This window comes from Xanthomonas citri pv. citri, assembly GCF_000961215.1.
Taxonomy (GTDB): domain Bacteria; phylum Pseudomonadota; class Gammaproteobacteria; order Xanthomonadales; family Xanthomonadaceae; genus Xanthomonas; species Xanthomonas cissicola.
The window spans coordinates 1,908,889-1,932,642 of record NZ_CP008998.1 but is presented as its reverse complement, the minus strand read 5'-3'; the positions used below and the strand labels follow the sequence as shown (position 1 = coordinate 1,932,642).

21 protein-coding genes are annotated in these 23,754 nt (G+C 65.7%); 17 read left to right on the top strand and 4 right to left on the bottom strand.

Annotated features, from left to right (window positions below; all coding sequences use genetic code 11):
• Window positions 1-9: 9 nt before the first annotated feature.
• The 13 genes from AMD14_RS09045 (at window position 10) to AMD14_RS08980 (ending at window position 10,864) form a co-directional block, all read left to right on the top strand.
• Window positions 10-1,353: a hypothetical protein gene (locus AMD14_RS09045; RefSeq protein ID WP_011051080.1), complete on the top strand. Its 1,344-nt coding sequence runs from the start codon at window positions 10-12 to the stop codon at window positions 1,351-1,353.
• A 26-nt stretch (window positions 1,354-1,379) separates the two neighbouring features.
• Window positions 1,380-1,772 carry a c-type cytochrome gene (locus AMD14_RS09040; RefSeq protein WP_003481759.1) on the top strand — a complete coding sequence of 131 codons (393 nt, stop codon included), beginning with the start codon at window positions 1,380-1,382 and terminating at the stop codon, window positions 1,770-1,772.
• Window positions 1,773-2,290: 518 nt separating this feature from the next.
• Window positions 2,291-3,013 (top strand): TorF family putative porin, encoded by a 723-nt coding sequence (locus AMD14_RS09030; protein WP_015463070.1) that lies wholly within the window; start codon window positions 2,291-2,293, stop codon window positions 3,011-3,013.
• A gap of 51 nt (window positions 3,014-3,064) precedes the next feature.
• Window positions 3,065-3,658, top strand: coding sequence for a sigma-70 family RNA polymerase sigma factor (locus AMD14_RS09025; RefSeq protein ID WP_007964109.1), 594 nt, complete (start codon window positions 3,065-3,067; stop codon window positions 3,656-3,658).
• Complete coding sequence (locus tag AMD14_RS09020; RefSeq protein ID WP_015463069.1) at window positions 3,655-4,311, top strand: zf-HC2 domain-containing protein; 657 nt, start codon at window positions 3,655-3,657, stop codon at window positions 4,309-4,311. The genes AMD14_RS09025 and AMD14_RS09020 overlap by 4 nt, the downstream gene beginning before the upstream one ends.
• Window positions 4,308-5,633 (top strand): S8 family peptidase, encoded by a 1,326-nt coding sequence (locus AMD14_RS09015; RefSeq protein WP_005924222.1) that lies wholly within the window; start codon window positions 4,308-4,310, stop codon window positions 5,631-5,633. The genes AMD14_RS09020 and AMD14_RS09015 overlap by 4 nt, the downstream gene beginning before the upstream one ends.
• 10 nt (window positions 5,634-5,643) lie before the next feature.
• Entirely contained in the window at window positions 5,644-6,402 is a 759-nt protein-coding gene (locus tag AMD14_RS09010) for a heme ABC transporter permease (protein WP_003481749.1), read from the top strand.
• Window positions 6,399-6,605 (top strand): heme exporter protein CcmD, encoded by a 207-nt coding sequence (gene ccmD / locus AMD14_RS09005; RefSeq protein WP_003481747.1) that lies wholly within the window; start codon window positions 6,399-6,401, stop codon window positions 6,603-6,605. The genes AMD14_RS09010 and ccmD overlap by 4 nt, the downstream gene beginning before the upstream one ends.
• Entirely contained in the window at window positions 6,602-7,072 is a 471-nt protein-coding gene (gene ccmE / locus AMD14_RS09000; protein ID WP_003481743.1) for a cytochrome c maturation protein CcmE, read from the top strand. The genes ccmD and ccmE overlap by 4 nt, the downstream gene beginning before the upstream one ends.
• Window positions 7,073-7,138: 66 nt before the next feature.
• Window positions 7,139-9,127: a heme lyase CcmF/NrfE family subunit gene (locus AMD14_RS08995; protein WP_011051076.1), complete on the top strand. Its 1,989-nt coding sequence runs from the start codon at window positions 7,139-7,141 to the stop codon at window positions 9,125-9,127.
• Window positions 9,124-9,666: a DsbE family thiol:disulfide interchange protein gene (locus AMD14_RS08990; RefSeq protein WP_005919663.1), complete on the top strand. Its 543-nt coding sequence runs from the start codon at window positions 9,124-9,126 to the stop codon at window positions 9,664-9,666. Before AMD14_RS08995 ends, AMD14_RS08990 begins: the two co-directional genes overlap by 4 nt.
• On the top strand, window positions 9,666-10,163 hold the full coding sequence (locus AMD14_RS08985; RefSeq protein WP_005914849.1) for a cytochrome c-type biogenesis protein: 498 nt from the start codon (window positions 9,666-9,668) through the stop codon (window positions 10,161-10,163). The genes AMD14_RS08990 and AMD14_RS08985 overlap by 1 nt, the downstream gene beginning before the upstream one ends.
• Window positions 10,157-10,864, top strand: a complete 708-nt coding sequence (locus AMD14_RS08980) for a tetratricopeptide repeat protein (protein ID WP_040107606.1) — start codon at window positions 10,157-10,159, stop codon at window positions 10,862-10,864. Before AMD14_RS08985 ends, AMD14_RS08980 begins: the two co-directional genes overlap by 7 nt.
• 368 nt (window positions 10,865-11,232) lie before the next feature.
• On the opposite strand, the gene AMD14_RS08975 is transcribed toward AMD14_RS08980, so the two are convergent.
• Window positions 11,233-13,305 carry an ATP-binding protein gene (locus AMD14_RS08975; protein ID WP_011051073.1) on the bottom strand — a complete coding sequence of 691 codons (2,073 nt, stop codon included), beginning with the start codon at window positions 13,303-13,305 and terminating at the stop codon, window positions 11,233-11,235.
• Window positions 13,292-14,809: an ATPase domain-containing protein gene (locus AMD14_RS08970; protein ID WP_011051072.1), complete on the bottom strand. Its 1,518-nt coding sequence runs from the start codon at window positions 14,807-14,809 to the stop codon at window positions 13,292-13,294. Before AMD14_RS08970 ends, AMD14_RS08975 begins: the two co-directional genes overlap by 14 nt.
• A gap of 299 nt (window positions 14,810-15,108) precedes the next feature.
• Between AMD14_RS08970 and AMD14_RS08965 the strand changes: the two genes are divergently transcribed.
• The gene (locus AMD14_RS08965) at window positions 15,109-15,453 is read left to right on the top strand and encodes a response regulator (protein WP_033479739.1); all 345 of its coding nucleotides are present in this window, start codon (window positions 15,109-15,111) and stop codon (window positions 15,451-15,453) included.
• 115 nt (window positions 15,454-15,568) lie between these two features.
• On the opposite strand, the gene AMD14_RS08960 is transcribed toward AMD14_RS08965, so the two are convergent.
• Window positions 15,569-18,424: a PAS domain-containing hybrid sensor histidine kinase/response regulator gene (locus AMD14_RS08960; protein ID WP_011051071.1), complete on the bottom strand. Its 2,856-nt coding sequence runs from the start codon at window positions 18,422-18,424 to the stop codon at window positions 15,569-15,571.
• A gap of 473 nt (window positions 18,425-18,897) precedes the next feature.
• Here AMD14_RS08960 and AMD14_RS08945 point away from each other — a divergent pair, with 473 nt between their 5' ends.
• The 3 genes from AMD14_RS08945 to AMD14_RS08935 all read left to right on the top strand — a co-directional run bounded on the left by AMD14_RS08945 (window position 18,898) and on the right by AMD14_RS08935 (window position 22,977).
• Window positions 18,898-19,362, top strand: a complete 465-nt coding sequence (locus AMD14_RS08945) for a MarR family winged helix-turn-helix transcriptional regulator (protein WP_003481719.1) — start codon at window positions 18,898-18,900, stop codon at window positions 19,360-19,362.
• A gap of 36 nt (window positions 19,363-19,398) precedes the next feature.
• Entirely contained in the window at window positions 19,399-20,589 is a 1,191-nt protein-coding gene (locus AMD14_RS08940; protein ID WP_011051070.1) for an FAD-dependent monooxygenase, read from the top strand.
• Window positions 20,590-20,865: 276 nt separating this feature from the next.
• Window positions 20,866-22,977, top strand: a complete 2,112-nt coding sequence (locus AMD14_RS08935; RefSeq protein ID WP_003481709.1) for a methyl-accepting chemotaxis protein — start codon at window positions 20,866-20,868, stop codon at window positions 22,975-22,977.
• Window positions 22,978-23,049: 72 nt separating this feature from the next.
• Here the strand turns inward: AMD14_RS08935 and AMD14_RS08930 are convergent, their stop codons facing one another.
• On the bottom strand, window positions 23,050-23,655 hold the full coding sequence (locus AMD14_RS08930; protein ID WP_011051068.1) for a DUF488 domain-containing protein: 606 nt from the start codon (window positions 23,653-23,655) through the stop codon (window positions 23,050-23,052).
• Between the last annotated feature and the right edge of the window lie 99 nt (window positions 23,656-23,754).

Here is a 23,754-nt window from a genome sequence, read left to right as displayed (position 1 = left end):
GGACTTTCCATGCCCGCTTTCCAGCCCGCCCCGCGTTGCACCGCCACGCGTACTGCCTGCCTGACGTCCTTGTTGTGCGTGTCCGGCCCCTTGTTGCTACTGGCCAGCACGCAGGCGCAGGCGATTCCCTCGTTCGCGCGCCAGACCGGCTCGTCCTGCGCCGATTGCCATGTCGGTTCCTATGGCCCCTCGCTCACGCCCTACGGCATGCGCTTCAAGCTCGGCGGTTTTACCGATACCGATGGCGAAGGCACCAAGATCCCGGTGTCCGGCCAGCTCACCTGGTCGCGCAACAACCCCAGCCGCGGCGACAGCACCTCGCGCCTGCGCGAAGCCGATCTGTATCTGGGCGGCCGCCTTAACGACAACATCGGTGGCTATTCGAAGATCCGCTCCAACAACAGCGGCAATGCGACCTTCGATACGCGCCTGGACGACGTCGATCTGCGCTTTGTCGGCAAGCCGTTCCAGATAGCGGGCAAGGACACCATGATCGGTGTCAGCGTCAACAACAACCCGGGCATTTCCGACCCGGTGCATGTGTTGCCGAACGCCTCCACGCTCACCCCTGCCTCCAATGGCGGTGCCTCCACCATGCTCAGCTCCTCGGCGCTGTCCAACCGCGTCGTCGGCGCCAGCGTCTACGGCCTGTACGACCGCAATTGGTACGGCGAAGTGGGCAGCTACAGCGCGCTGTCGCCGTCTGCGCAGGACCGCCTCGGCTGGCCGGTCAACGGCGACCCGGGCAAGCTCAGCGATACCAGCTATGCGCGTCTTGCCTACATGAAGGACATGAAGCGCCAGTTCTTCTCGGTGGGCCTGACCGCGCTCACTACGCGCCGCCAGCCGCTGCGCACCGGGCCCAGCGACGACCTCACCGATTTCGGCTACGACCTGACCTACCAATTCCTCGGCACCCGCGAGCACGTGCTGTCGCTGGCCTACGTCAACATCTACGAGCGTCGCAAATACGGCAGCCCGCTGATGCCGACCGATCCCACCCTGCCGGCGCTGGACCGGGGCAGCGTGCGCGATCAGACCCTCAGCATGAACTACGCCTTCAAGCAGACCTACGGCGTGCTGGCCGCGCACATGATCAACAGCGGCTCGTTCGATGCGGCGCGCTATTCGCCGGTGGGTATCCCGGACACCACCAGCAATCTGATCCTGCTGTACTGGACCCCGTTCGGCAAGGACGGCACCTATACCTCGATGGCCAATCTGCGCGTGTCCGCCGGCTGGTTCCGTTTCGACAAGTTCAACGGCAGTACCTCCAACGTCTTCCGTGGCCCGCCGATCACCAATCCGCGCGATCTCGACAGCTTCACCCTGTCGGTCAACCTGGCCTTCTGACCCCTCCCGCACCTGTACGGATCCACATGAACTCACCACGCAAACTCTCCGTGTTGTGCGCCCCATTGGCCGGGCTGATGCTGGCAGGCGCACTGCCTGTGCCCTCGGCATACGCTGCCGACGGCGCCAACGTCTTCCTCACCGAATGCGGTGAATGCCACAGCGTCAAACCGGGCAAGAACAAGAAGGGCCCATCGCTGTTCGGCGTGGCAGGACGCCCTGCCGGTACCGTCGCCGACTTCGGCGGTTATTCCGACGCGCTCAAGAACAGCAAGTGGACCTGGACCCCGGCCCAGCTCAAGACCTATCTATCGCAATCCTCGTCCAAGGCGCTGCCGGGCACCAAGATGAAATACGACGGCCTGGACGACCCCAAGGAGCTCGACGCGCTGATCGCCTACCTCAACACCTTGAAATAGGCGCGGCCTACGCGGCATGGCGCGTCGTCGCCCGAGGGGGCGGACGGATGGCGCGCCAATCGCACCGCGCGTGCATGCCCGCGGTCCCGGTCGTCTGTCCTGCGGGCACCACCTGCATCGCTTGCTCTGCCGGTGGCGTGGCTGCGTCGGTTGCCAATGCGCCCAGCCGTGGCACCTGCCGGTGGCGGCCGCCTGCACAGCCAGGTATTGCAGGCGGCCGCCACCGGCCGGCCAGGATGGATTCGCGTTGCCCGACGCGGTGCCTTCGCGTATCCGGACGCAATCGCCGTCGCTGCGGTGGTCTCGTCCGCCGACCTGGGGCACCATCGCGTCCCTGTCTGACACACCGCCCCACGCCATTGCCCACCGTTCCAGCTTCCAAGCCGCTCCCCTCCCGACCGCGACGGCATTGCGCCCACGCGGGCTTCTACGTGGGCGCACTGTCGGACAGTGCCGCACGTCGCCAGCTTTGCGAAGCGCGACCGCCCGTGTCCGCCCAGCAACCATGCCAACCGCGGGTGCGTCGCCAACCATACCGGCACCGCACGCTGCTGCAGTGGCTGCTGCTCACGCTGGCAGCCGGCGCCTGCGGCAGCGCCCCGGCCAAGGACTTCGGTGGTGCCGTGGCGCTGACCTCCAGCCTGATCGACCGCGGCATCTCGATCGCCCCCAACAAGGTCACCGTGCAGGCCGCCGGCTACTGGCTGCCCGCCCCCGGCTGGTCGGTTTCCACCTCGGTGGCGCTGCAGTCCCCCGCCTGGAGTGATCCGGTCGCGGTCACCGCACAGCTCGGACGTGCCTGGATGCTGGACGACCGCTGGCAGATGCAGGCCAGCCTGCTCTACTACGCCTACCCGACCGACCGCGCCACGCGCACCTTCGACCGCCAGGAAGCCAGCCTGGCCTGGTCCTACCGCGACCTGCTGACGTTTTCGCTGTCCACCTTCAATTTCCCGCGGGCCGACCGGTCGCCGTGGAACGTGGCGTTCGATATCACCGCCAACGTCCCGCTGCGCAACGATGTCAGCCTGTCGCTCGGTGCCGGCTCGTCGCGCTTTCCAGCCATGGCCTACGGTGCAGCGCGCTCCAGCCGCTATCAGTACGGCCAGGTGGGCCTGAAGTGGAACCGCGCCGGATGGACACTGAAAGCCGAGCGCATCCTCACCAGCGGCAATACCCCGCGCATGCAGGGCGGCCCCGGCGACATGCCGTGGCTGGGCACGGTCGCCAGAACCTTCTGATCCACACGCAACCTTTTGCCTGCCAGCGCGCACTGACGTGGGTGACCCGCCATGCCTGCACCGATGAATGATACCGACACCCTGGGCGATGCCACCGATCGCATGCTGTTGCGCCGCATGGCCGGGGGCGATCGCGACGCGCTGGCCAGCATGTACCACAGCTATCACGGCCGGCTGTGCCGCTTCCTGTCGCGGCTGACCCGCCGCCCGGACATTATCGAAGAGGCCATCAACGATTGCTTCTGGATCGCCTGGCAAAAGGCCGGCGACTTCCGCGGCGACTCGCAGGTGTCCACCTGGATCATGGGCATCGCCTACCGCTGCGGACTCAAATGCCTGCGCCAGCATGACGGCGAAGCCATCGACGACACTGCCCTGGTGGAAGACCACGCCCCCAGCGCCGACGACAACGACGACCGCGAACTGCGCGACTGGCTGGACAAGGGCATGGAACGGTTGTCGCCGGACCAGCGCCTGGTGGTCGAACTGGTCTACGGCGTCGGCCACAAGCTCGAAGAAGTGGCCGACATCATGCAGTGCCCGGTCGGCACCATCAAAGCCCGGCTGTTCCACGCCCGGGTCAAATTACGCAATGTGCTGCCCGGCCTGGCCGGCGGCGCCCCTTACACGGAGACCATGCAATGAAGACGTTTTTCATCGCGCCTGGCAAGGAATGCTCGCACGCCTGGGAATTGATGCCGGCGGTGCTGCTGGACAGTGCCACCGAGGAAGAAAACACCTGGCTGATCGCGCACGTGGCCAAGTGCGCCTCGTGCAGCGCCGAATTCGCCCAGCAGAACCGCCTGCGCCAGGCCTTGGCGCTGCCGTCGACAGTGAAGCTGGACCCGAGCGCCGGTCTGCAACGCCTGCTCGGCCGCCTGGATGCACCGGAGCAGCACAGCGCGTCTGCGCGCGCGCCTGCCGCACGCCGCTCCGGCAGTTGGACGGTACGCGCCCTGGCCGCCGCCGCGCTGGTCCAGGCCATCGGGCTGGGCGTGATGGGCGTCAAGCTGGCCTCGCCTGCGCCATCGCACGACTACCGCACGCTCAGCAGCGTGGCGGCCCTGCCGGTGCCGCAGGGCGCCATCCGCGTGGTGCCGGACGCAAGGATGACCGTGGCCGACTGGGACCGGCTGCTGCATGCGCAGCAGTTGCAGGTGGTCGGCGGCCCCAACGAAATGGGCGCCTACACCGTGGTGCCTGCCGCCCCGCAGCCCCCGGCCCAACCGCAGCAGACCGTGCAGCAACTACGCGCCACCCCAGGCATCCGGCTGGCGGAGATCGTCTCGGCCCCATGAATCGCCTGTTCGCCATTGGCCTGATCGCCGCGTTCACCGGCCTGGGCGCGCCCTCCAACGCGCACGCTGCCGCAGCCCTGCAGGAGCCGGCGACGGATGTTGCCGGCACCGCCCCGCCACTGGCCGATGCGCAAACGCCCGACAGCAGCCGCGACATCCTGCTGGCGGTGGCCAACCCGCTCGCCGCGCCACCGGCCCGCGCCGGCTCCAGCCTGATCGGCTACGCATCCAGCTATTACGGCGCCGGCCAGAAGGCTGCCGCGCGCATGGACAGCATCAAGCAGCGCTACAAACTGCACGAAGTCTCGGCCTGGCCAATCACCTCGCTGGGCCTGTATTGCGCTGTGCTGCAACCGCCGCCGGGCGTGTCGCGCGATGAACTGGTCAGTGCACTGGCCGACGACGAAGGCGTGGAGCTGGTGCAGCCAGTGCAGGATTTTTCGGTGTTCTCCACCGATGCGTCGGAAAAGACGACCTCGCTGTCCAGCTACAACGACCCGTACGTGGACATGCAACGCGGCTTCATCGACACCGATGCCGCCAGCGCACAGACCGTGACCGAGGGCCGCGGCGTGGTGATCGCGGTCGTCGATACCGGCGTGGACACCGACCACCCCGATCTGAAGGCGCGCATCCGCGACGTGCACGATCTGGTCGACGACAAACCGGTGAAGACCAGCACCGATTCGCACGGTACCGAAGTGGCCGGCATCATTGCCGCCGGCAGCAACAATCACCAGGGCATCGTCGGCATGGCACCCAAGGCCATGCTGAGTATCTACAAGGCGTGCTGGTACGCGCCCACGGTCGGCGCCACCGCACGGTGCAATACCTTCACCCTGGCCAAGGCGCTGGCGGCGATCGACAACAGCTCCGCGCGCGTGATCAACCTGAGCCTGGGTGGCCCCGCCGATCCGCTGTTGAGCAAGATGCTGCAGCAGCTGGTGCAACAGGGCCGCATCGTGGTGGCGGCAATGCCACCGAACGGGCGTCTGGATGGCTTTCCCAATGACGTACCCGGCGTGCTGGTCGTGCGCAGCAGCAGCGCAACACCGGCCATGCCCGGCGTGCTCAGCGCACCCGGCAAGGACATCCTGACCACGCAACCGAACGGCCGCTACGATTTCACCTCCGGCTCGTCGATGGCCACCGCACATGTCAGCGGCATGGCCGCGCTGCTGTTGTCGCTGCAACCATCGATGGATGCCAAGGCGTTGCGCGAGCTCATGCAGCGCACCAGCAAGGTCTCCGACGGGCAGTTGCAGGTCAACGCAGGCGCCGCAGTGCAGGCGCTGGCGCCTCCCGCCAAACACTCCAACTGACGGCACCGGCATGGCCAAGTGGATTCCCTTGTGGCTGCATCAACTCAGCTCGCCGCCGACCTTCTATCGTGTCGCCGGCAGCGTGCGCCCGTGGGCGCTGGGGCTGGCCGCGCTGCTCGGCGCGGTCGCAGCCTACGGCGGCCTGGTCCTGGCACCGCCGGATTACCAGCAGCACGATGCCTACCGCATCATCTTCATCCACGTGCCCAGTGCCTGGATGAGTCTTTTCATCTATGCGGCAATGGGCGTTTCGGCGTTCATTGCGCTGGTGTGGCGAATCAAGCTGGCCGAAGTGGTCGCCATGGCCTCGGCGCCGATCGGTGCGGCGTTTACCTTCATCACCCTGTGCACCGGCGCACTGTGGGGCAAGCCGATGTGGGGCACCTGGTGGACCTGGGATGCGCGGCTCACCTCCGAGTTGCTGCTGCTGTTCTTGTACCTGGGCGTGCTGGGCCTGTATCACGCCGTGGAAGACCGCCGCCAGGCGATGCGCGCCGCCGGCTTGCTCGCACTGGTGGGCCTGGTGAATCTGCCCATCGTGCATTACTCGGTGGTGTGGTGGAACACGCTGCACCAGGGGTCCACCGTGCGCCTGCTCGGCCCCTCCAAGATGAGCGCAGACATGCTGTGGCCGCTGCTGACCATGATGCTGGCCACCAAGTGCTATTACGTTGCGAGCCTGTTCGGCCGCGTGCGTGTGGAATTGCTGGCACTGGAAAGCGGCAAGGACTGGGTCCGCCGCATCGTATTGACCGAGCGCACCGCATGAGCACCTTTCTGGCGATGGGCGGCTACGGCCAGTACGTGTGGACCGCCTACGCATTGTTCGTGCTGGCGCTGCTGGCCGATCTTGCAGCGCCCTGGCTGCGCCGCCGCCGGCTGCCGCGCGAACTGCGCGGCCAGTTGCAGCGGCAGGCACCGTGGCGTGTACGCGATCAACCGGCACCGGCACTGGACCGCGAAGCGCCATGAACGCCACGCGCAAACAACGTCTGTGGCTGGTGATCGGCGTACTGGCCGCCGCCGCGCTGGCCGTCACGCTCATCGTGTTCGCCTTGCAGCGGAACATGAGCTACCTGTTCACCCCAAGCCAGGTCCGCGCGGGGGAAGCCGCCGGCTACCAGCAATTCCGGCTCGGCGGCATGGTCAAGGCCGGCTCGATCCAGCGTGCCGGTGATTCGCTGAAGGTCAGCTTCATCGTCATCGATAAAAACGCAGCGACCCAGGTGGAGTACACCGGCATTCTTCCGGACCTGTTTCGCGATAACCAGTCGGTCATCGCCAACGGGCGCATGCAGGGCGGGCGCTTTGTCGCCAACGAAGTGCTGGCCAAGCACGACGAGACCTACATGCCGAAAGAGCTGAAGGATGCGATGGCGCAGGGCCACCTTGGCAAGCCAGTTCCCGCCACCGTCGCACCGCTGACCGCGCCGCGTTGATGCGCTTGCGGTCATTGCCACGCACGTCGATGACGTCCTCTTTCCGTTTCACCTTGCGATCCGCCCATGACGCCTGAACTCGGCCAGATCGCACTGATCCTGGCACTGCTGTTATCGCTCGCCCAGGGCGTACTGCCCTTGATCGGTGCGTGGCGCGGCAACACCGCGTTGATGGGGATCGCGCGGCCTGCAGCAGTGGGCCAGGCGGTGTTCGTGTGGATGGCGTTCGGCCTGCTCGCCTGGTCGTTGTTGTCGCTGGATTTTTCGGTGGCCTACGTCGCCGCCAACGCCAACATCGCCCTGCCCTGGTACTACCGCGTTGCGGCGGTGTGGGGCGCCCACGAAGGCTCGCTGTTGTTGTGGATCGCCATCCTGGCCACCTGGACGGTGCTGCTGGCCGCCTTCAGCCGGCACCTGCCGCAGCGCTTCGCCGCCCGCGTGCTGGCGGTCTTGGGGCTGATCTCGCTGGGCTTTCTGGCCTTCATACTGCTGACGTCCAATCCGTTCGGGCGGCTGTCGCCGATTCCGCTGGATGGCAACGAACTCAATCCGGTGTTGCAGGACCCGGGCATGACCTTCCACCCGCCAGTGCTGTACACCGGCTATGTCGGGTTTTCGGTGGCATTCGCATTCGCAGTGGCGGCATTGATCGGCGGCGACCTCGAACAGGCCTGGGTACGCTGGGCTCGGCCGTGGACCAATGTGGCCTGGGCCTGCCTCACCGCCGGCATCGTCGCCGGCAGCTGGTGGGCCTATGCGGAACTGGGCTGGGGCGGCTGGTGGTTCTGGGACCCGGTGGAAAACGCCAGTTTCATGCCATGGCTGGTCGGCACCGCGTTGATCCACTCCCAGGCGGTCACCGAAAAACGCGGCAGCCTGCGCGCGTGGACCATCCTGCTGTCGATCCTGGCGTTTTCGCTGTCGTTGCTGGGCACCTTCCTGGTGCGCTCGGGCGTGCTGACCTCGGTGCACGCGTTTGCGGCCGATCCGCGCCGCGGCCTGTACATCCTCATTTTTCTGGTTGCCGTCGTCGGCGGCTCGTTGCTGTTGTATGCACTGCGTGCGCCCAAGATCGCCAGCGGCAAACCGTTTGCCGCTGCCTCGCGCGAAACCGGCATTCTCATCGGCAACCTGCTGCTCACCGTGGCCGCGGCCATGGTCTTGCTGGGCACCTTGTTTCCGCTGATCGCCGACGCGTTTGCGCTGGGCAAGGTGTCGGTGGGGCCGCCCTATTTCGGCCTGCTGTTTCCGTTGTTGATGTTGCCGGTGGTGCTGTTGCTGCCGTTCGGCCCGTACCTGCGCTGGGGCAAGGCCGAAGCCGCACCGTTGAAAGCGCTCGGCACGCGTGCCGGCATTGCCGCGATCGCCTGCGCCCTGGTCGGCAGTGTGTTTGCCGATGGCCAGGCCAAGGCGATGGCCGGCATGGGTGTGGCCGCATGGGTGGCCGCGGGCACCGCGCTGTACGTGGTCAAACGCTGGCGCGACATGCCGCGCGGGCGGCGCTTTCCGGCGGAAATGGCCGGCATGCTGATCGCGCATGCGGGCGTGGCGGCGTTCGTTGCCGGCGTGCTGGTCTCCGAAAGCCTGTCGGTGGAACGCGATGTGCGGCTGTCGCCCGGCCAGAGCGCGCAGATCGCCGGCTACAACTTCCGCTTCGATGGCGTGCAGCTGGTGGATGGGCCGAACTGGAAGGCCGAACAAGGCAGCGTGCAGGTCAGCCGCGACGGCCAGGTGGTCGCGCAACTGCATCCGCAAAAACGCCTGTACAGCAGCGAGCGGATCCAGACCGAATCGGCGATCGATCCCGGCATCGCCCGCGACCTGTATGTGGCGCTGGGCGAGCCACTGGACGATGAGCACATCGAACACGACTGGACGCTGCGCCTTTACTACAAACCCTTCATTCGCTGGATCTGGGCCGGTGGCCTGCTGATGATGCTGGGCGGCTTCGTCAGCGCCTGCGCACGCCGCTTGCGTGCGCCGGCGACTGCACACACCTCGGTCGCCTCTCCGGCGCAACCAGCGCGCGTCATCGCACAGGAATCGCGCCCGTGAATCGTTTGCTGCCCTTGCTGGGCTTCGTGTTGCTGGCGGCGCTGTTCGGCGTCGGCATCCTGCGGACGATGCAGCACAGTCCGCGTGATGTGCCCTCGCCGTTGATCGGCAAGCCGGCACCAGCGTTTTCGTTGCCGCGGCTGGATCAGCCCGAACAGCGCGTGAGCCGCGATCAATTGCTGGGCAACCCCTACGTGCTGAATGTGTTCGGCAGCTGGTGCGCCGAATGCGTGCATGAGCATCCGGTGTTGATGGCCCAGGCCAGCCGGCTCGGCGTGCCGCTGATCGGCTACAACTACAAGGATGTTCCGGCCGATGCCACCGCCTGGCTCGCGCGACTCGGCAACCCGTATGCAGTGGTGATCGCCGATGAAGCCGGCCAGACCGCCATCGACTTCGGCGTCTACGGCGCACCGGAGACGTTCCTGATCGATGCGCAGGGCGTGATCCGCTACAAACACATCGGCGTGCTGACCCCCGATGCGATCAACGACGAGCTGCTGCCGGCCATCGCATCGCTTCCCAAGGCCGCGCCGTGATGGCGTCGGCGCGCTACACACGCCTGTGGCATTGGCGCTGGCAGTGGCGCACGCAAGGCCGCCGTGTGCGCCTGCTGCTGGTGTTGCTGCTTGGCGTGCTGCTGGCGCCCTCGCTGGCGGCGCAGGCCGTGGACCCGCTGCCGTTCAAGAACCGCAGCGATGAAGCGCGCTACCAGCGCTTGACGGCGCAACTGCGTTGCCTGGTCTGCCAGAACGAAAACCTGGCCGATTCCAACGCCAGCCTGGCGCGCGATTTGCGTCATCAGGTGTTCGCGCAACTGCAGGCCGGCAGGAGCGATGCGCAGATCAAGCAGTACATGGTCGATCGCTATTCGGATTTCGTGCTCTACGACCCGCCAGTCAAACGCGGCACCTGGCTGCTGTGGTTCGGGCCGGCGCTGATGTTGCTTGCTGGTGCGGGCGTGGTCATCCACACCGTGCGCAAACGTGCGCGCGCCGGCACGCCGGTGGCGCCGCACGCGGAGGAAGAATGGTGATGGCAGGTTTTTATGTCGCAAGCGCCGTGCTGGTGGCGCTGGCCTTGCTGCTGTTGCTGGCACCATTGCTGCGCCGCCCCACCGGCAGCGGTCATGCGCGTGACCGCTTGGCAATCCTGCTGGCGCTGGGCCTGCCGCTGGCCACGGCCGGGTTGTACCGGCTGGTGGGCGCGCCGGAGGCGATCGTCACGCATGTGGATGCAGCGCAGCCAGCACACGTGGCCCCGCTGCCACCATCCGCAGTTGCAGGGCAGGCGCGAGCGGCAAACGCCATCGCCGACGCGCAGGAGCTGGCGTTGGATCGCTTCATGCAGCAGGCCAAGACGTTCGAGCAGAACGACCGCCCCGCCGAGGCGCGCGAGGCATATGCACAAGTGCTCAGAATCGCTCCCGATATCAGCGCCGCCATTGTGGGCTGGGTCGCGGCGGATATGGCCACGCACGACGATTTCGCCATCGACGCCGCATCGCGCGCACGCCTGCAGCAGGTGATCGCACGCGAGCCGGACAACCAGCGTGGACTCTGGTTGTTGGGCATCAGCGATTTTCAACAGCAGGACTTCGCCGCGGCCACGGCGCACTGGCGGCATCTGCACGGTTTGCTGGAAACCGGATCGCCGATGCAGAAAGCGGTGGCAGACAAGATCGCGGTGGCCGAATCGATGGCCAGCGCACGGCAATCTGCGCGTGGGACGCGCTGAACAGTGGCAACCCCGCGTGATGCGGTCTGATTGGCGATGGCTGCAATGCAGTGCAATTGCACAGCGCGTGCAAACTGCCAAGCAGCCGGTTCACGCGATAGACGCGGCACTTGGCGCAAACAATCCGCGTCATCGCATCATGCAATCAAGCGCTACGCATCGTGCCGTGCCGTGCCGTGCCATGCAGTTGCAGGGCACGCACGTCATCGCATTGCCGCGTCTTGCGCCAGCTTGAGTGCATCTGACGAAAAGGCAGGCAATCGCGACACAGGCGAGGTCGGCACGCAAGAGCGAAAGCAACCACTCGTACCCACCGCTTCCATGGATCACCCACGTTCAACGGGCTCGCTACATCGCGTTAGCCGCACTCAGGCCGAAGGCCCCAGCACTTCGTGCAGCTTTCCGCTGAACTCGCCCAGCGTGAATGGCTTGGCGATCATGCTCATGCCTTCGCCGAGAAATTCGCCACGGTCGCGTGCCGTTTCCGCGTAGCCGGTCATGAAGATCACCGGCAGATCGCGCCGCGACTGCCGCGCGATCTCGGCCAACTGGCGCCCGTTGAGGCCCGGCAGGCCGACATCGGTGACCAGCAGGTCGATCCGCCGTGGCGAGGCAAGAATCGGCAGCGCCGCGTCCGCGTCGGCCACCACGTCGGCCTGGTAACCCAGCTCGCTGAGCAGTTCGGTGACCAGCAGCCGCACCTGCTCGTCGTCTTCCACCACCAGCACCTGCTGGCCCTGCCCTGCCAGCACCGCATCGCTCTGCGTCTGCGGCACTGCGGTTTGCGCCGCAACCCCGGCGGGCAGATACAGGCTGACCGTGGTGCCCGCGCCCGGCTGCGACTCCACCCAGACCTGGCCGTTGGACTGCTGTATGAAGCCGTAGATCATCGACATGCCCAGGCCGGTGCCCTGGCCGATCGGCTTGGTGGTGTAGAACGGCTCGAACACGCGTTCAAGCACGTCGGCGGGCATGCCGGTCCCGGTATCTGCGACCGACACCACCACGTAACGCCCCGGCGCCAAGGCAATGCCACGGCCGAGTTCCAGCGGCTGATCTTCCACCTGCAGCTGCCGGGTTGCGATACGCAGCTGCCCGCCGTCGGGCATGGCATCGCGGGCGTTGATGGCCAGATTGATCAGTGCGCTTTCCAGCTGATTTTCGTCAACGTATGCCTGCGGCAGTTCCGCACACAGATCGATCTCCAGACGCACCGATTCGCCCAACGTGCGCGCCAGCAACTCCTGCAACGACGCCACCAGATCGTTCAACTGCAGATCCCGCGCCTGTAGCGACTGACGCCGCGAGAATGCCAGCAGGCGCTGGGTGAGCGCAGCTGCGCGCAATGCCGAGGCGGAGGCCACATCCAGAAAGCGGCCCAGCCCTTCGGTGCGCCCCTGGTCGATGCGCAGCCGCGCCAGATCCAGCGCAGACAAGATGCCGGTGAGCATGTTGTTGAAATCGTGTGCGATGCCACCGGTAAGCTGGCCTACCGCTTCCATCTTCTGCGCCTGGCGCAGCGCCGCTTCGCTGGATTCGCGCGCCAGCATCTGCTGTTGCAACTCGGCGGTCCGCTCGGCCACCTTGACCTCCAGCAGGTTGGCCTGTTGCTGGATCGATTCCAGCGCCAGCGCACGTGTGGTCACATCGGTGGCGAACACATGGAATCCATCCACCTTGCCGTCCGCATCAAAGCGCGGCATGTAGCGGATTTCCGCATCGCGGCGGCGGCCATCGGCATGCGGCCAGCTGGTTTCAATGGTCAACGTCTGACCGGCCAACGCGGCCTCGATCCAGGCGCGGCGTTCTTGAACCACCGCAGGCCCGACCACATCCGCCAACGGCCGCCCGATCACGTTGGAAGGCGGCACACCAATCCAGTCTTCGTAAGAACGATTGGCAAAGCGGTACACCAAGTTCTTGTCGATGAAAGCGATCAGCACCGGCAGCGCATCGGTCACCCGGCGCAGTTCGGCCTCGCTCTGCGCCAGCGCGGTGCGGCTTTCGGCCAACTGCGCCAGCTGGTCGCGGATGACGAACTGCTTCTGCCGTGCGCGCAACGCGGTGGAGATGGCGCTCAGCAACGAGGCCGAGCTCAGCGGCCGCTCCAACTCGATGACGTTGGTCATCTCGGCCGGCAGACGCACCTGCCGGCGGTTGTGCGCACCCCGCGGCGTGCGCAACAACACGAACGGAATGTCCGACCAGGCCTGCTGGCCTTGCAGGATGTGCGACAACGCATGCAGGTCGCCGCGGATCGCTTCTTCGGTCAGGACCACCACGCCGGAACCATCGTGCAGGTCGCCCGCCAGCGCGTCCAGCGTGGCATGGACCCGGCGCGCTAGCCCGCGTTCGCCAACGATGCCGGCAATGCTCTGCGCATCGCGTCCGAACGGCGCGATGATATGAACGATGGAGCCGTCCGCGTCACAGATAGTCAACGGGACGATCCAGCAACGGGCCGTCGTCTCCGACAAACTGCGGCGTACCGGTCAACACGCCGTGGAATTTCTCCAGCGGCTCACTCAGTTGAAGGCCGCTGCTGCCGATGCGCAGTTCGCGAATCGCATCTTCATGCGCGCCGCTGCGATTCTTGATCACCGACAAGGCCTTGCGAATGCGTCCTTTCGCCTCGAAAAAGCGCAGCAAGACGACGGTGTCGGCCATGTAGGAGACATTGAGGGTGCTACTGGTCGCCATGCTGCCGACCAGCCCCTGCTGCGGGTTGATCAGGAACGTGGTCACCCCGCTCTGGTTGAGATACGACAACAGCTCGTGCATCTGCAACATCAGCTGCTTTTCCTGCGGCATCGACGCCAGATACCCGTTGAGGCTGTCGATCACCAGGATGCGGCACGCGCGCTCCTCCACGCTGCCGCGTACCGTCCAGGCAAACTCGCCCGGCGTGACTTCGGCCGGATCCATCTGGTGCAACTCCAGCAGACCCGCGTCCATATATTTGCGCAGATCCATGTCCAGGCCTTCGGCACGCTTCAACAAGGTGCCGGTGCGCTCGTCGAACTCCAGCACGCAGCAATGCTCGCCGCGCTCGCACGCGGCAACCACGAACTGCAATGCCAGATTGGTCTTGCCCGAGCCGGCTGGCCCTGTCACTAGCGTGCTGGTACCGCGCAACGGGCCGCCATGCAGCAATGCATCGATGCGCTCCACTCCGCTGCCTACCGGTTCGCCGACAAATGGCAGGTGGTGGTCGGAGGCGATCAAACGCGGATAGATGCGCATACCGCCGGTGACGATGGCCAGATCGTGATAGCCGGCGATGAAATCTACGCCACGCAATTTCTGCACCTGCATCCGGCGCCGCGCCGCACCGAACTCCAGCGTCATGCGCTCCAGCGAAATCACCCCATGGCACAGGCTGTGCAGATGCGCATCGCGCTCGCCGTGCTCGCCGGTCAGATCGTCCACCAGGAACACCGTGATGTTGCGCGGCGCGAAATACTGCTTGAGCGCCAGCACCTGGCGCCGATAGCGCAGCGAATCCTGCGCAAGCAGGCGCAACTCGGACAACGAATCGAACACCACCCGCGTCGGTTTGACCCGATCCACTTCGGCCTGGATGAGCTTGATGGTGCCATCCAGCTCCATCTCCCATGGATGCAGGATGGATTGCTGCCGCCGTTCGCCCAAGAACGCCTCGGCGGATGCCAGCTCAAAAATATGCAGGGACTCCAACGACCAATGATGCGAAGCGGCCACTTCGGTGAGCTCGTCGATGGTTTCAGACAAGGTCACATACAGGCAGCTGTCGCCCTTGGCCGCACCATCCAACAGAAACTGAAGCGCCAAAGTCGTTTTGCCGGCACCGGGCTGGCCTTCGAGCAGGTACAAGCGGTTGGCGGGCAGCCCACCTCGCACGATAGTGTCGAGCCCGGTACTGCCAGTAGTGATGCGGTTTGCGATCATCTGCGTCACGTTCTTCATGGAACTGAATTTAACACGCGGACAGTATGACCCGGTGGGAGCGACTGAACTGATCAGTTTGCTTTACTTGACGCAAGGCACGTCATGGCTGTTGCGGGTATCGCAAATCACCAGAATTGCCGTGTTTTTACGATGATTCCCAAGCCTAGTGCATGACCAGGGCTGCAGCGGTGCACGCATCGTGTTGCACTGTCCCACACTGCCGTCACGCGGGTGCGCCTACCGTGCAGGGCGAAGCATCGCAGCATTGCGATCGCTCGAGGACCGTAGTGGCTTACGCATTACCCAACGCACGCATCCTGTTGGTCGAAGACGACGACGCAATCCGCGAAATGGCTGCAGACATTCTTGGCGACGAGGGCTACCACGTGGTGGCCTCTGCCGACGCCGAACACGCGCTGACGCAACTCACCAGGGCATGTCCGTTCGATCTGCTGTTATCGGACATCTGCCTGCCTGGCATGAACGGGCGCGACCTTGCCGATCAGGCGCGCATGCTCTACCCGGCGCTGCCCATCGTCTTCATGACTGGCTACGCGGGCGAAATCGCCAAACGTGCCGACTTTCTGGATACCGGCATGCGTCTTTTGACCAAGCCATTTTCCTTGCGCGATCTGCTGGGCATCGTACAGACGGCGCTCTAGGCAGACGCAACCGCGTCTGCACTCCGCATCTGTCCAGCGACTTGCACGGGCATACGCATGTCTCAAGCAATGAATGTCGGTGCAGCCAGCCACTCTCAGCTGGCACCCGCAACGCTTAGTGGGCGCGACGCTCCAGCAACTGCGCCACCCGCCGCTCCAGCTCGATGGCCTGGAATGGCTTGGTCAACACCTCCATGCCATCGTCGAGCTGGCCCGCGCCCACTGCGGCACTGGCCGCATAGCCGGTGACGAACAGCACCGGCAATGCAGGACGCGATTGCCGCCCGGCATCGGCAACCTGACGCCCGTTGAGGCCGCCGGTCAGGCCGACGTCGGTCACCAGCACATCGATGTGCTCTTGCGAGCGCAAGCGCTCCACCGCCGCACTGCCCTCGGCGGTTTCGATCACGCGGTATCCGGCTTCGGTGAGTACTTCGGAAATCAACACACGAATCGCGGTTTCGTCCTCCACCAACAACACGGTGCGACTGTGCGCCGCGTTGCGCTGCAGCGGCGCATCGGCAGGTGCCATGTCGTCCTGCGCCAGCACGCCGGTGAAACGCGGCAGGTACAAGGCCATTGTGGTGCCTACGCCCACTTCCGAATCGATGCGCACATGCCCGCCGGACTGGCGGGTGAACCCATAGATCATCGACAGGCCCAACCCGGTGCCCTGGCCGATGGGCTTGGTGGTGAAAAACGGTTCGAACACCCTGGCCATGACCTCGGCCGTCATGCCGGTCCCGGTGTCCTGCACGCTCAGGCACACGTAATCGCCAGGTGGCAGCTCCAGCTGCTGCGCGGCAGCGGCATCCAGCGCGCGGTTGTGCAGACTGATGGTGAGCTGCCCACCATCGGGCATGGCGTCGCGCGCGTTGATACACAGATTGAGCAGCGCATTTTCCAGCTGCGGCGCGTCCACCAGCACCTGCCATGCTTGGTCCGCCGGACGCAGCTGCAGCGCGATCGACGGCCCCAGCGTGCGCGCAATGATGTCGTGCATGCCACGCACCAGCGCTTCCACATCCAGTGCGGTGGGCGCCAGCGTCTGCCGGCGCGAAAACGCCAGCAGCCGCTGGGTCAGTGCGGTGGCGCGCGCCGCGCTGGACTGTGCCATTTCCACATAGCGCTCCAGCCGGTCGTATTTGCCCTGCTCGATGCGCGTCTGCAGCAGTTCCAGGCCAACACTGATGGCGGTGAGCAGATTGTTGAAGTCGTGCGCCAGCCCGCCGGTCAGCTGCCCCACCGCCTCCATCTTCTGGCTTTGACGCAGCTTCTCTTCGGCAAGCAACAACGCCGCGCTGCGTTCGCGCACGCGCTCTTCCAGCGTCTCGGTAAGTTGACGCAGCTGCTCTTCGGCCACGCGTTTGTCGGTGATGTCGGCAGAGGTGCCGAACCATTCGGCGATCTGCTCGCGCTCATCGAGCAACGGAATCGCGCGCATCAAGGTCCAACCCACATGCCCATCTGCGCCCAGCACCCGGTATTCCACATCCACACCAGACTTGGTGGCAGTCGCCTGCGCAAGCGCTTGCGCCAACCGCGCGCGGTCGTCCGGGTGCACCATCGTCTGCCAGTCGGGCGTGGCCGACACCGCGTCGCTCAGCACGCCGTCGCCCACCAGTTGGCGCAATTCGCGCCAGTGGGCACTGGCGGAAAAAATCGACTGCGACGACGCGCGCACCAGTGCGTCCAGGCGCCGCTCGCTCTTTTGCAGCGCCTCGCTGGCCAGCCGCTCGGCGGTGCGATCGCGCAACACCTTGACGAACCCGATCGCCTCGCCGGTTTCTTCGCGCAACACCATCAGCGAGCCGTTGGCCCAGAACCGCTCGCCGGATTTGCGCACGTGCCAGCGCTCGTCCATGCCGCTGCCGCTTTCCAGCGCTGCCGCCGCTTCGATCAAGAGTTGCCGCTGTTCGACGTCTTCCGGAGTAAAGGTGCGCTGCAGCGTTTGCCCGAGCATCTCGGCCTCGCTCCAGCCCAGAATGCGCCGGGCACCCTCGTTCCACGACGTCACCCGCCCGTGCATATCGGTGGCGATGATGGCGTAGTCCATCACGCTGTCCAGGATCTGCCGGTTGCGCACTTCGGCCTCGCGCACCGCGCGTTCCAGGCTGATGCGGTCGGTGATGTCCAGACCCTGCACGAAGATGCCGGAGATGGTGCCGTCGGCGCCTGCGATCGGCTGATAGACCAGATCCAGCAAGCGTCGCTCGGTGGGACCACCCGGCACCGCTTGCACGATGTACGGCAGCGCATTGGCCGAAAACGCGCGCCCGGACTGGTACACCTCGTCCAGGCGACGCACATGCCCCTGCTCCACCGCATCCGGCAGCGCCTCGGCCAACGGCCGCCCGATCACATCGCGGTGGCCGATCAGACGCGAATAACACGGGTTGGCGAACTCCACCCGATGCTGCGGCCCGCTCAGGAACGCCATGAACATCGGCGCCTGCTCGAACAGGCGGATCAGGCGCTCGTGTTCGTCGGCCAGCCGCGCCTGCGCCAGCTTGCGCGCGGTGACTTCATTGGTGACACAGAACGCGCCGCCCACCCGGCCATCGTCCAGGTAGATCGGCGAGAACGAGAACGTCCACCAGGTCTGCTCCGGCACGCCGTAACGGTTCATGCCGATGGGCACTTCCTCAAAGCGCGATGCCTGGCCGACGAATGCCGCCTCGATCGGCTCGCGCACCGCCTCCCAGGCATCGGCCCACAGCACGCGCAGCGGCGCGCCCAGCGCCTGCGCCTGGCGCGGCCCCAGGATCGGCGTGTAGGCGTCGTTGTAGAAAAAGGTCAGCGCATCGCCCCACACCAGATACATGCTTTCGGGCGAACCCAGCATCAGATCGACCGCGTTGCGCAATGGCGATGGCCACTGTGCGGTGGGTCCCAGCGGGCTCGCCGCCCAGGGGTGGTTGCGCACCGCCTGCGCCATGACGCTGTTGCCGTGCGGAAATTCCGCATTCATAGACGGCGTACCCGCTGTGCGTCCACACGCAGGTCGCCGCTACGGCACGCGCCGCGCACGACCGCGAGGTCGCCTGCCGTGAGCTTCTCCATCACCCATCCGTGCATCATGTCCAACCGTTGAAAAGACCAGGTCGCCGCAGGCGCACGACTCGTCGGCAAGACCAAGCGGCGCGCGGTCGCCCATCATCTGGCCTATGGCAGGTGGCGTCCAGCCACACCCGTCTGCGGCGACTGAACCAGGCAGCTTCCCCGCCTGCGTTTGCGGCTGCACGCAGCCTACGCCACGGCCGGTACGGCCGTTGGCCTGCGCGCATGGGGCCGTGCCGTCTTCGGCAGCACAGCAGCGCGATATCGCCTTGACAGCCAAGCCACCAGGCTTGCGCACGTTGCCACGCGGCGCCGACCGCCATGCCGCACTGCAGGAGACGTAACATTGCCCGATGGCCCCCAGGGCAACGCACGGTCGTCCAAATGCTTGATCAGAATGAACTCATCCATCCGCAGGCTGCGGTCGCGCCAGGGTACCTGGCCAACCATGCGGCGCGGGTCTTCAACCGTCTGGTCGACGCCCAGCTGCGGCCGCACGGCGTGTCGCTGGCGCTGATCGGCCCGATCATGCTGCTGTCCTGGAAAGGCCCGATGCTGCAACGCGACCTGGTCATCGCCTCGGCCGTGAAGCAGCCGGCCATGGTGGCGCTGCTGGACAAGCTGGAGGGACTGAAGCTCATCAAGCGCACCCCGACCCCGCAGGATCGCCGCGCCGCGCTGGTGGCGCTCACCGCCCGCGGGCGCAAGATTGCCGAGCTCGGTGGGCGTGCGCTGCTGGGTATGAACGCAGTGGCGCTGGAAGGCTTTTCCACCGACGAGGTGCAGCAGACCGTCGCGTTGATGCACCGGCTGATCGCGAACATGGAGCGTCACGGGCAAGACGTGTAATATCATGCCTGATATTTCCTGCCCACGGTGACTGCAATGCCGCGTCGCATCCTCATCACCGGCGCCAGCATCGCCGGCAACACTGCCGCCTGGACACTCGCCCATCGCGGCTTCGATGTCACCGTGGCGGAACGCGCCACCCGGTTTCGCGATGGCGGCCAGAACATCGATGTCCGTGGTGTCGGCCGTGAGGTGCTGCAACGCATGGGCCTGGAACGTGCCGCGCTGGCCCAGGGAACCGGCGAAGAAGGCACCGCCTGGATCGACGCGCACGGCCAGGCCGTCGCCACCTTCAAGACCGAAGACGTCGATGGCGATGGCCCTACCGCCGAACTGGAGATCTTGCGCGGCGATCTGGCCCGCCTGCTCTACGATGCCGCGCGCAGCCATGTGGCATATCGCTTCGGCGACCGCATCGCCAGCATCGAAGACGCTGCCGGCAGCGATGCCGCAACCGTTACCTTCGAAAGCGGATGCAGCGAACGCTTCGACGCAGTGATCGTCGCCGAAGGCGTGGGCTCTTCGACGCGCGAACAGGTTTTCCCCGGGGAAAACGATCCGCGCTGGATGGATCTGACCATCGCCTATTTCACCATCCCGCGCAGCGCCGACGACGACCGGCTGTGGCGCTGGTACCACACCACCGGCGGGCGCAGCATCTCGTTGCGACCCGACCGGCACGGCACCACGCGCGCCATGCTCTCGCTGCAGAAACCGCCCGAGGGCGAACAGGACTGGAGCGTCGACGCCCAGAAGGCCTACCTGCACGAGCGCTTTGCCGACGCCGGTTGGCAAGCGGCCCGCGTACTCGATGGCATGCACGGCACCGACGATTTCTACTTCGATGCCCTACGCCAGGTGCGTATGCAACGCTGGCACAGCGGCCGCACCGTGCTCACCGGCGATGCGGCCTGGTGCGCGACGCCATTGGCCGGGATCGGCGCCACCCTGGCAGTGACCGGCGCGTATGTGCTGGCCAACGAGATCGCCCAGGCGGACACACTGGACGCGGCCTTCGCGGCCTACGCCACCGCCATGCGTCCGATGGTCGAGCAGGCCCAGGGCGTGCCGAAGATCGGCCCACGCCTGATGAACCCGCATAGCCGGCTCGGCATCCATCTGCTGCATGGCGCCCTCAAACTCGCCAGCCAGCCAAGCGTGCAGAACCTCGCTGCGAAGTGGATGACGCCTGCGATCAAGGCGCCGGATCTCTCGCGTTATCCCTAAAAGCGCCGTTGACAGTCGCCGGTGCGCCGTGCGCGGCAGCGCTGCCGCTGCGAGCGAGGAGATCGCTCGGCACGCAGTGGACAGCCCCACCAGCACCTGAACCGGCAGACGCTACGGCTTCAGTTCCAAAGCTAGAGGTCGCTAACGAACATGTCGAGACACCACTAGAGCGGCGGCCGTTGCGCTGGCTCCTGCAGTGTCGCGCGCGCCTTCGTCTCCCTGCAGTTGCCGGGACTCCCCCGCTCTTCCGCCAGTCGGAACACCGATCGAACCCCTATGCATTTCTTCCCGAATCTGCGCATTGGACAGCGCCTGGCCCTGGGCTTTCTCGCGATCATCGTCTTGATGGTGATCCTGACCGTGGTCGGCATCCAACGCGTTCGCAGCATCGACCAGCAGCTCACTGCCATCAATGAAGTCAACAGCGTCAAGCAGCGCTACGCGATCAACTTCCGCGGCAGTGTCCACGACCGCGCCATCGCGCTGCGCGATGTCGTGCTCATGGACGACCCCGCGAACCGCCACGCCGCCGAACAATCGATCGACAAGCTCGCTGCCGATTACGCACGCTCTGCGCAACCGCTCGACGACATGATCGCCAGCTCGACCGATGCGGAAGAGAAAGACATTCTCCAGCAGATCAAGACCATCGAGCAGCGCACCCTGCCGCTGATCGCGCAAGTGCGCGCGTTCCGCGATGCGGCCGACAAGGCGCAGGCACAACAGCACCTGCTGCAGCAAGCGCGCCCGGCCTTCATTGCCTGGCTGGCCAGCATCAACGCCTTCATCGATCTGCAGGAAGCCAAGAACCGCCAAGCCGCCAGGCAGGCCGTTGCCACCGCGCGCGGCTTTGCGATGCTGATGGTGATGTCCACCGTGGTCGCCCTGCTGCTGGGCGCCGCCATCGCGTTCCTGCTCACGCGCAGTGTGGTGCTGCCGCTACGCCAGTCGCTGCGCCTGGCCCAGCGCATCAACGACGGCGACCTGCGCAGCCAGGACGCAGCGACCGGCAACGACGAATCCGGGCAACTGCTGCGCGCCATGCAGCAGATGCAGCGGCGCCTGCAGGAAGTGATCTCCGCGCAACGCAGCATGGCTGCGCGCCACGACGCCGGCGAGATCAGCTACCGCACCGACGCACGGCGTTTCCCCGGCGAATATGGCGACATGGTGCAAGACACCAACGCGCTCGTGCACGCCCACGTGCAGACCCAATTGCGCATGACCGAGGTCATGGGCAGCTACGCGGTTGGCGATCTTGCCCAGGACATCGAGCAGTATCCCGGCGAAAAATCCGCCATCACTGCCACCATGCAGCAGGTCAAGCGCAACCTGCAGGCGATCAACGCGCAGATCCAGGAACTGACCCAGGCCGCCTGCGCAGGCGACTTCGCGCTACGCGGCCAGCCGGAGAAGTTCGAGCACGACTTCCGCCTGATGGTGGAAAACCTCAACACCATGATGGCCACCTCCGATACCAACCTGGCCAACTTCTCCGGGCTGCTGCGCGCGATCGCCGATGGCGACCTGACCGTGCGCATGTCCGGCAATTTCCACGGCGTGTTCGCCTCCATGCGCGACGACGCCAACAGCACCGTGCACCGCCTCACCGACATCGTCACCCGCATCCAGACAACCTCCAACAGCATCGGCTTCGCCGCAGAAGATATCGCCAGCGGCAATCAGGAGCTGGCGCAGCGCAGCGAACAACAAGCCGCCAGCCTCGAAGAAACCGCCGCCTCGATGGAAGAGCTGACCTCCACCGTCAAGCAGAATGCCGAGCACGCCGCCCGCGCCAACCAGCTCGCACGCGGCGCCGCCGCGATCGCCACGGAAGGCCGCGACGTGGTCGGCCAGGTCATCGAACAGATGTCCGGCATCGAAGCCGCTTCCAGGCGCATCGCCGACATCATTTCGGTCATCGACGGCATCGCCTTCCAGACCAATATCCTGGCCCTCAACGCCGCGGTGGAGGCCGCACGCGCAGGCGAACAAGGCCGCGGCTTCGCCGTTGTCGCATCGGAAGTGCGCACGCTCTCGCACCGCTCCTCGGATGCAGCAAAAGAAATCAAGCGGCTCATCGACGACTCCGTACAACGCGTCGCCGACGGCTCCACACTCGTGCACAAGGCCGGCACCACCATGGGCGAAGTCGTCACCAGCGTCCAACACGTCACCGACATCATGGCCCACATCTCCGCCGCCTCGAACGAACAAGCCGGCGGTATCGAACAGGTCAATCACACCATCGCGCAGATGGACGAGACCACCCAACACAACGTGCGCCTGGTCGAAGCCGCCAGCACCGCCGCGCATGCGTTGGAGCAGCATTCCACGCAACTCACCCGCGCAGTGGACGTCTTCAAGGTCAACGCAACGGTGCTGTGAGCCCGCGCGATCGCGTTCGATAGACAAGCGACGGTCGCGGCGATCGTCTGGGCCTCGACTTACCGCAGGCGCCTACTCGGCGGAAAACAGACCAACCTGCCGCGGCGGATAGATCAGATCGCGCCCAACCGGGCGCGCATCGGCATTCAACTGATGCGGCTGCACCGCGGTCTCGCCAAGAATGTGCAGCACCTGCCACCGGCGGTGCAGCAACAGATCCGCAATCAAGCGGCGATGGCACTGCCACCAGAGCGCTTCGGCGCACATCAGGGCCGTACGCCGCTCCCGTGCCATGGCCGTCGCTTGCTCCAGCCCGGCGCCGAAGTCGGCGCTGGTCATATGGTCGGCATAGCCCTGAAACGCCGCGTTGCGCCACGCGCCATTGGGCGATCCGGGTTGCGCCTTGCGACGTCCGCCCAGCGCGGGCAGCCACAGATAGCGCACCGACGCCGCGTCCAATGCCTGCGCCATCGTGTCGCTGGCAAACCAAGGGTAGCGACGCGAGCCTGGAAAGCGCCGCACATCCACCAATGCCTCAATCCGATGCGCGCCCAACAGCGCAACGAATGCCTCCCAGGTCCTGGTGGAATGACCGATCGTCCAGAGTATCCCGGCCGCATCGCCAGCGGCCTGCAGCGCAGGTGCGTCGGCGTTGATCGAGGGGGAAGTGTCATGCATCGCAGCAATAGCTAAGCGGAGTGGCAATACAGCACTATCACTGCCGGCGCCCACAGCAAGTGATGGACAGGGGCTTATGCCCAGACGCGGATCTGGCTC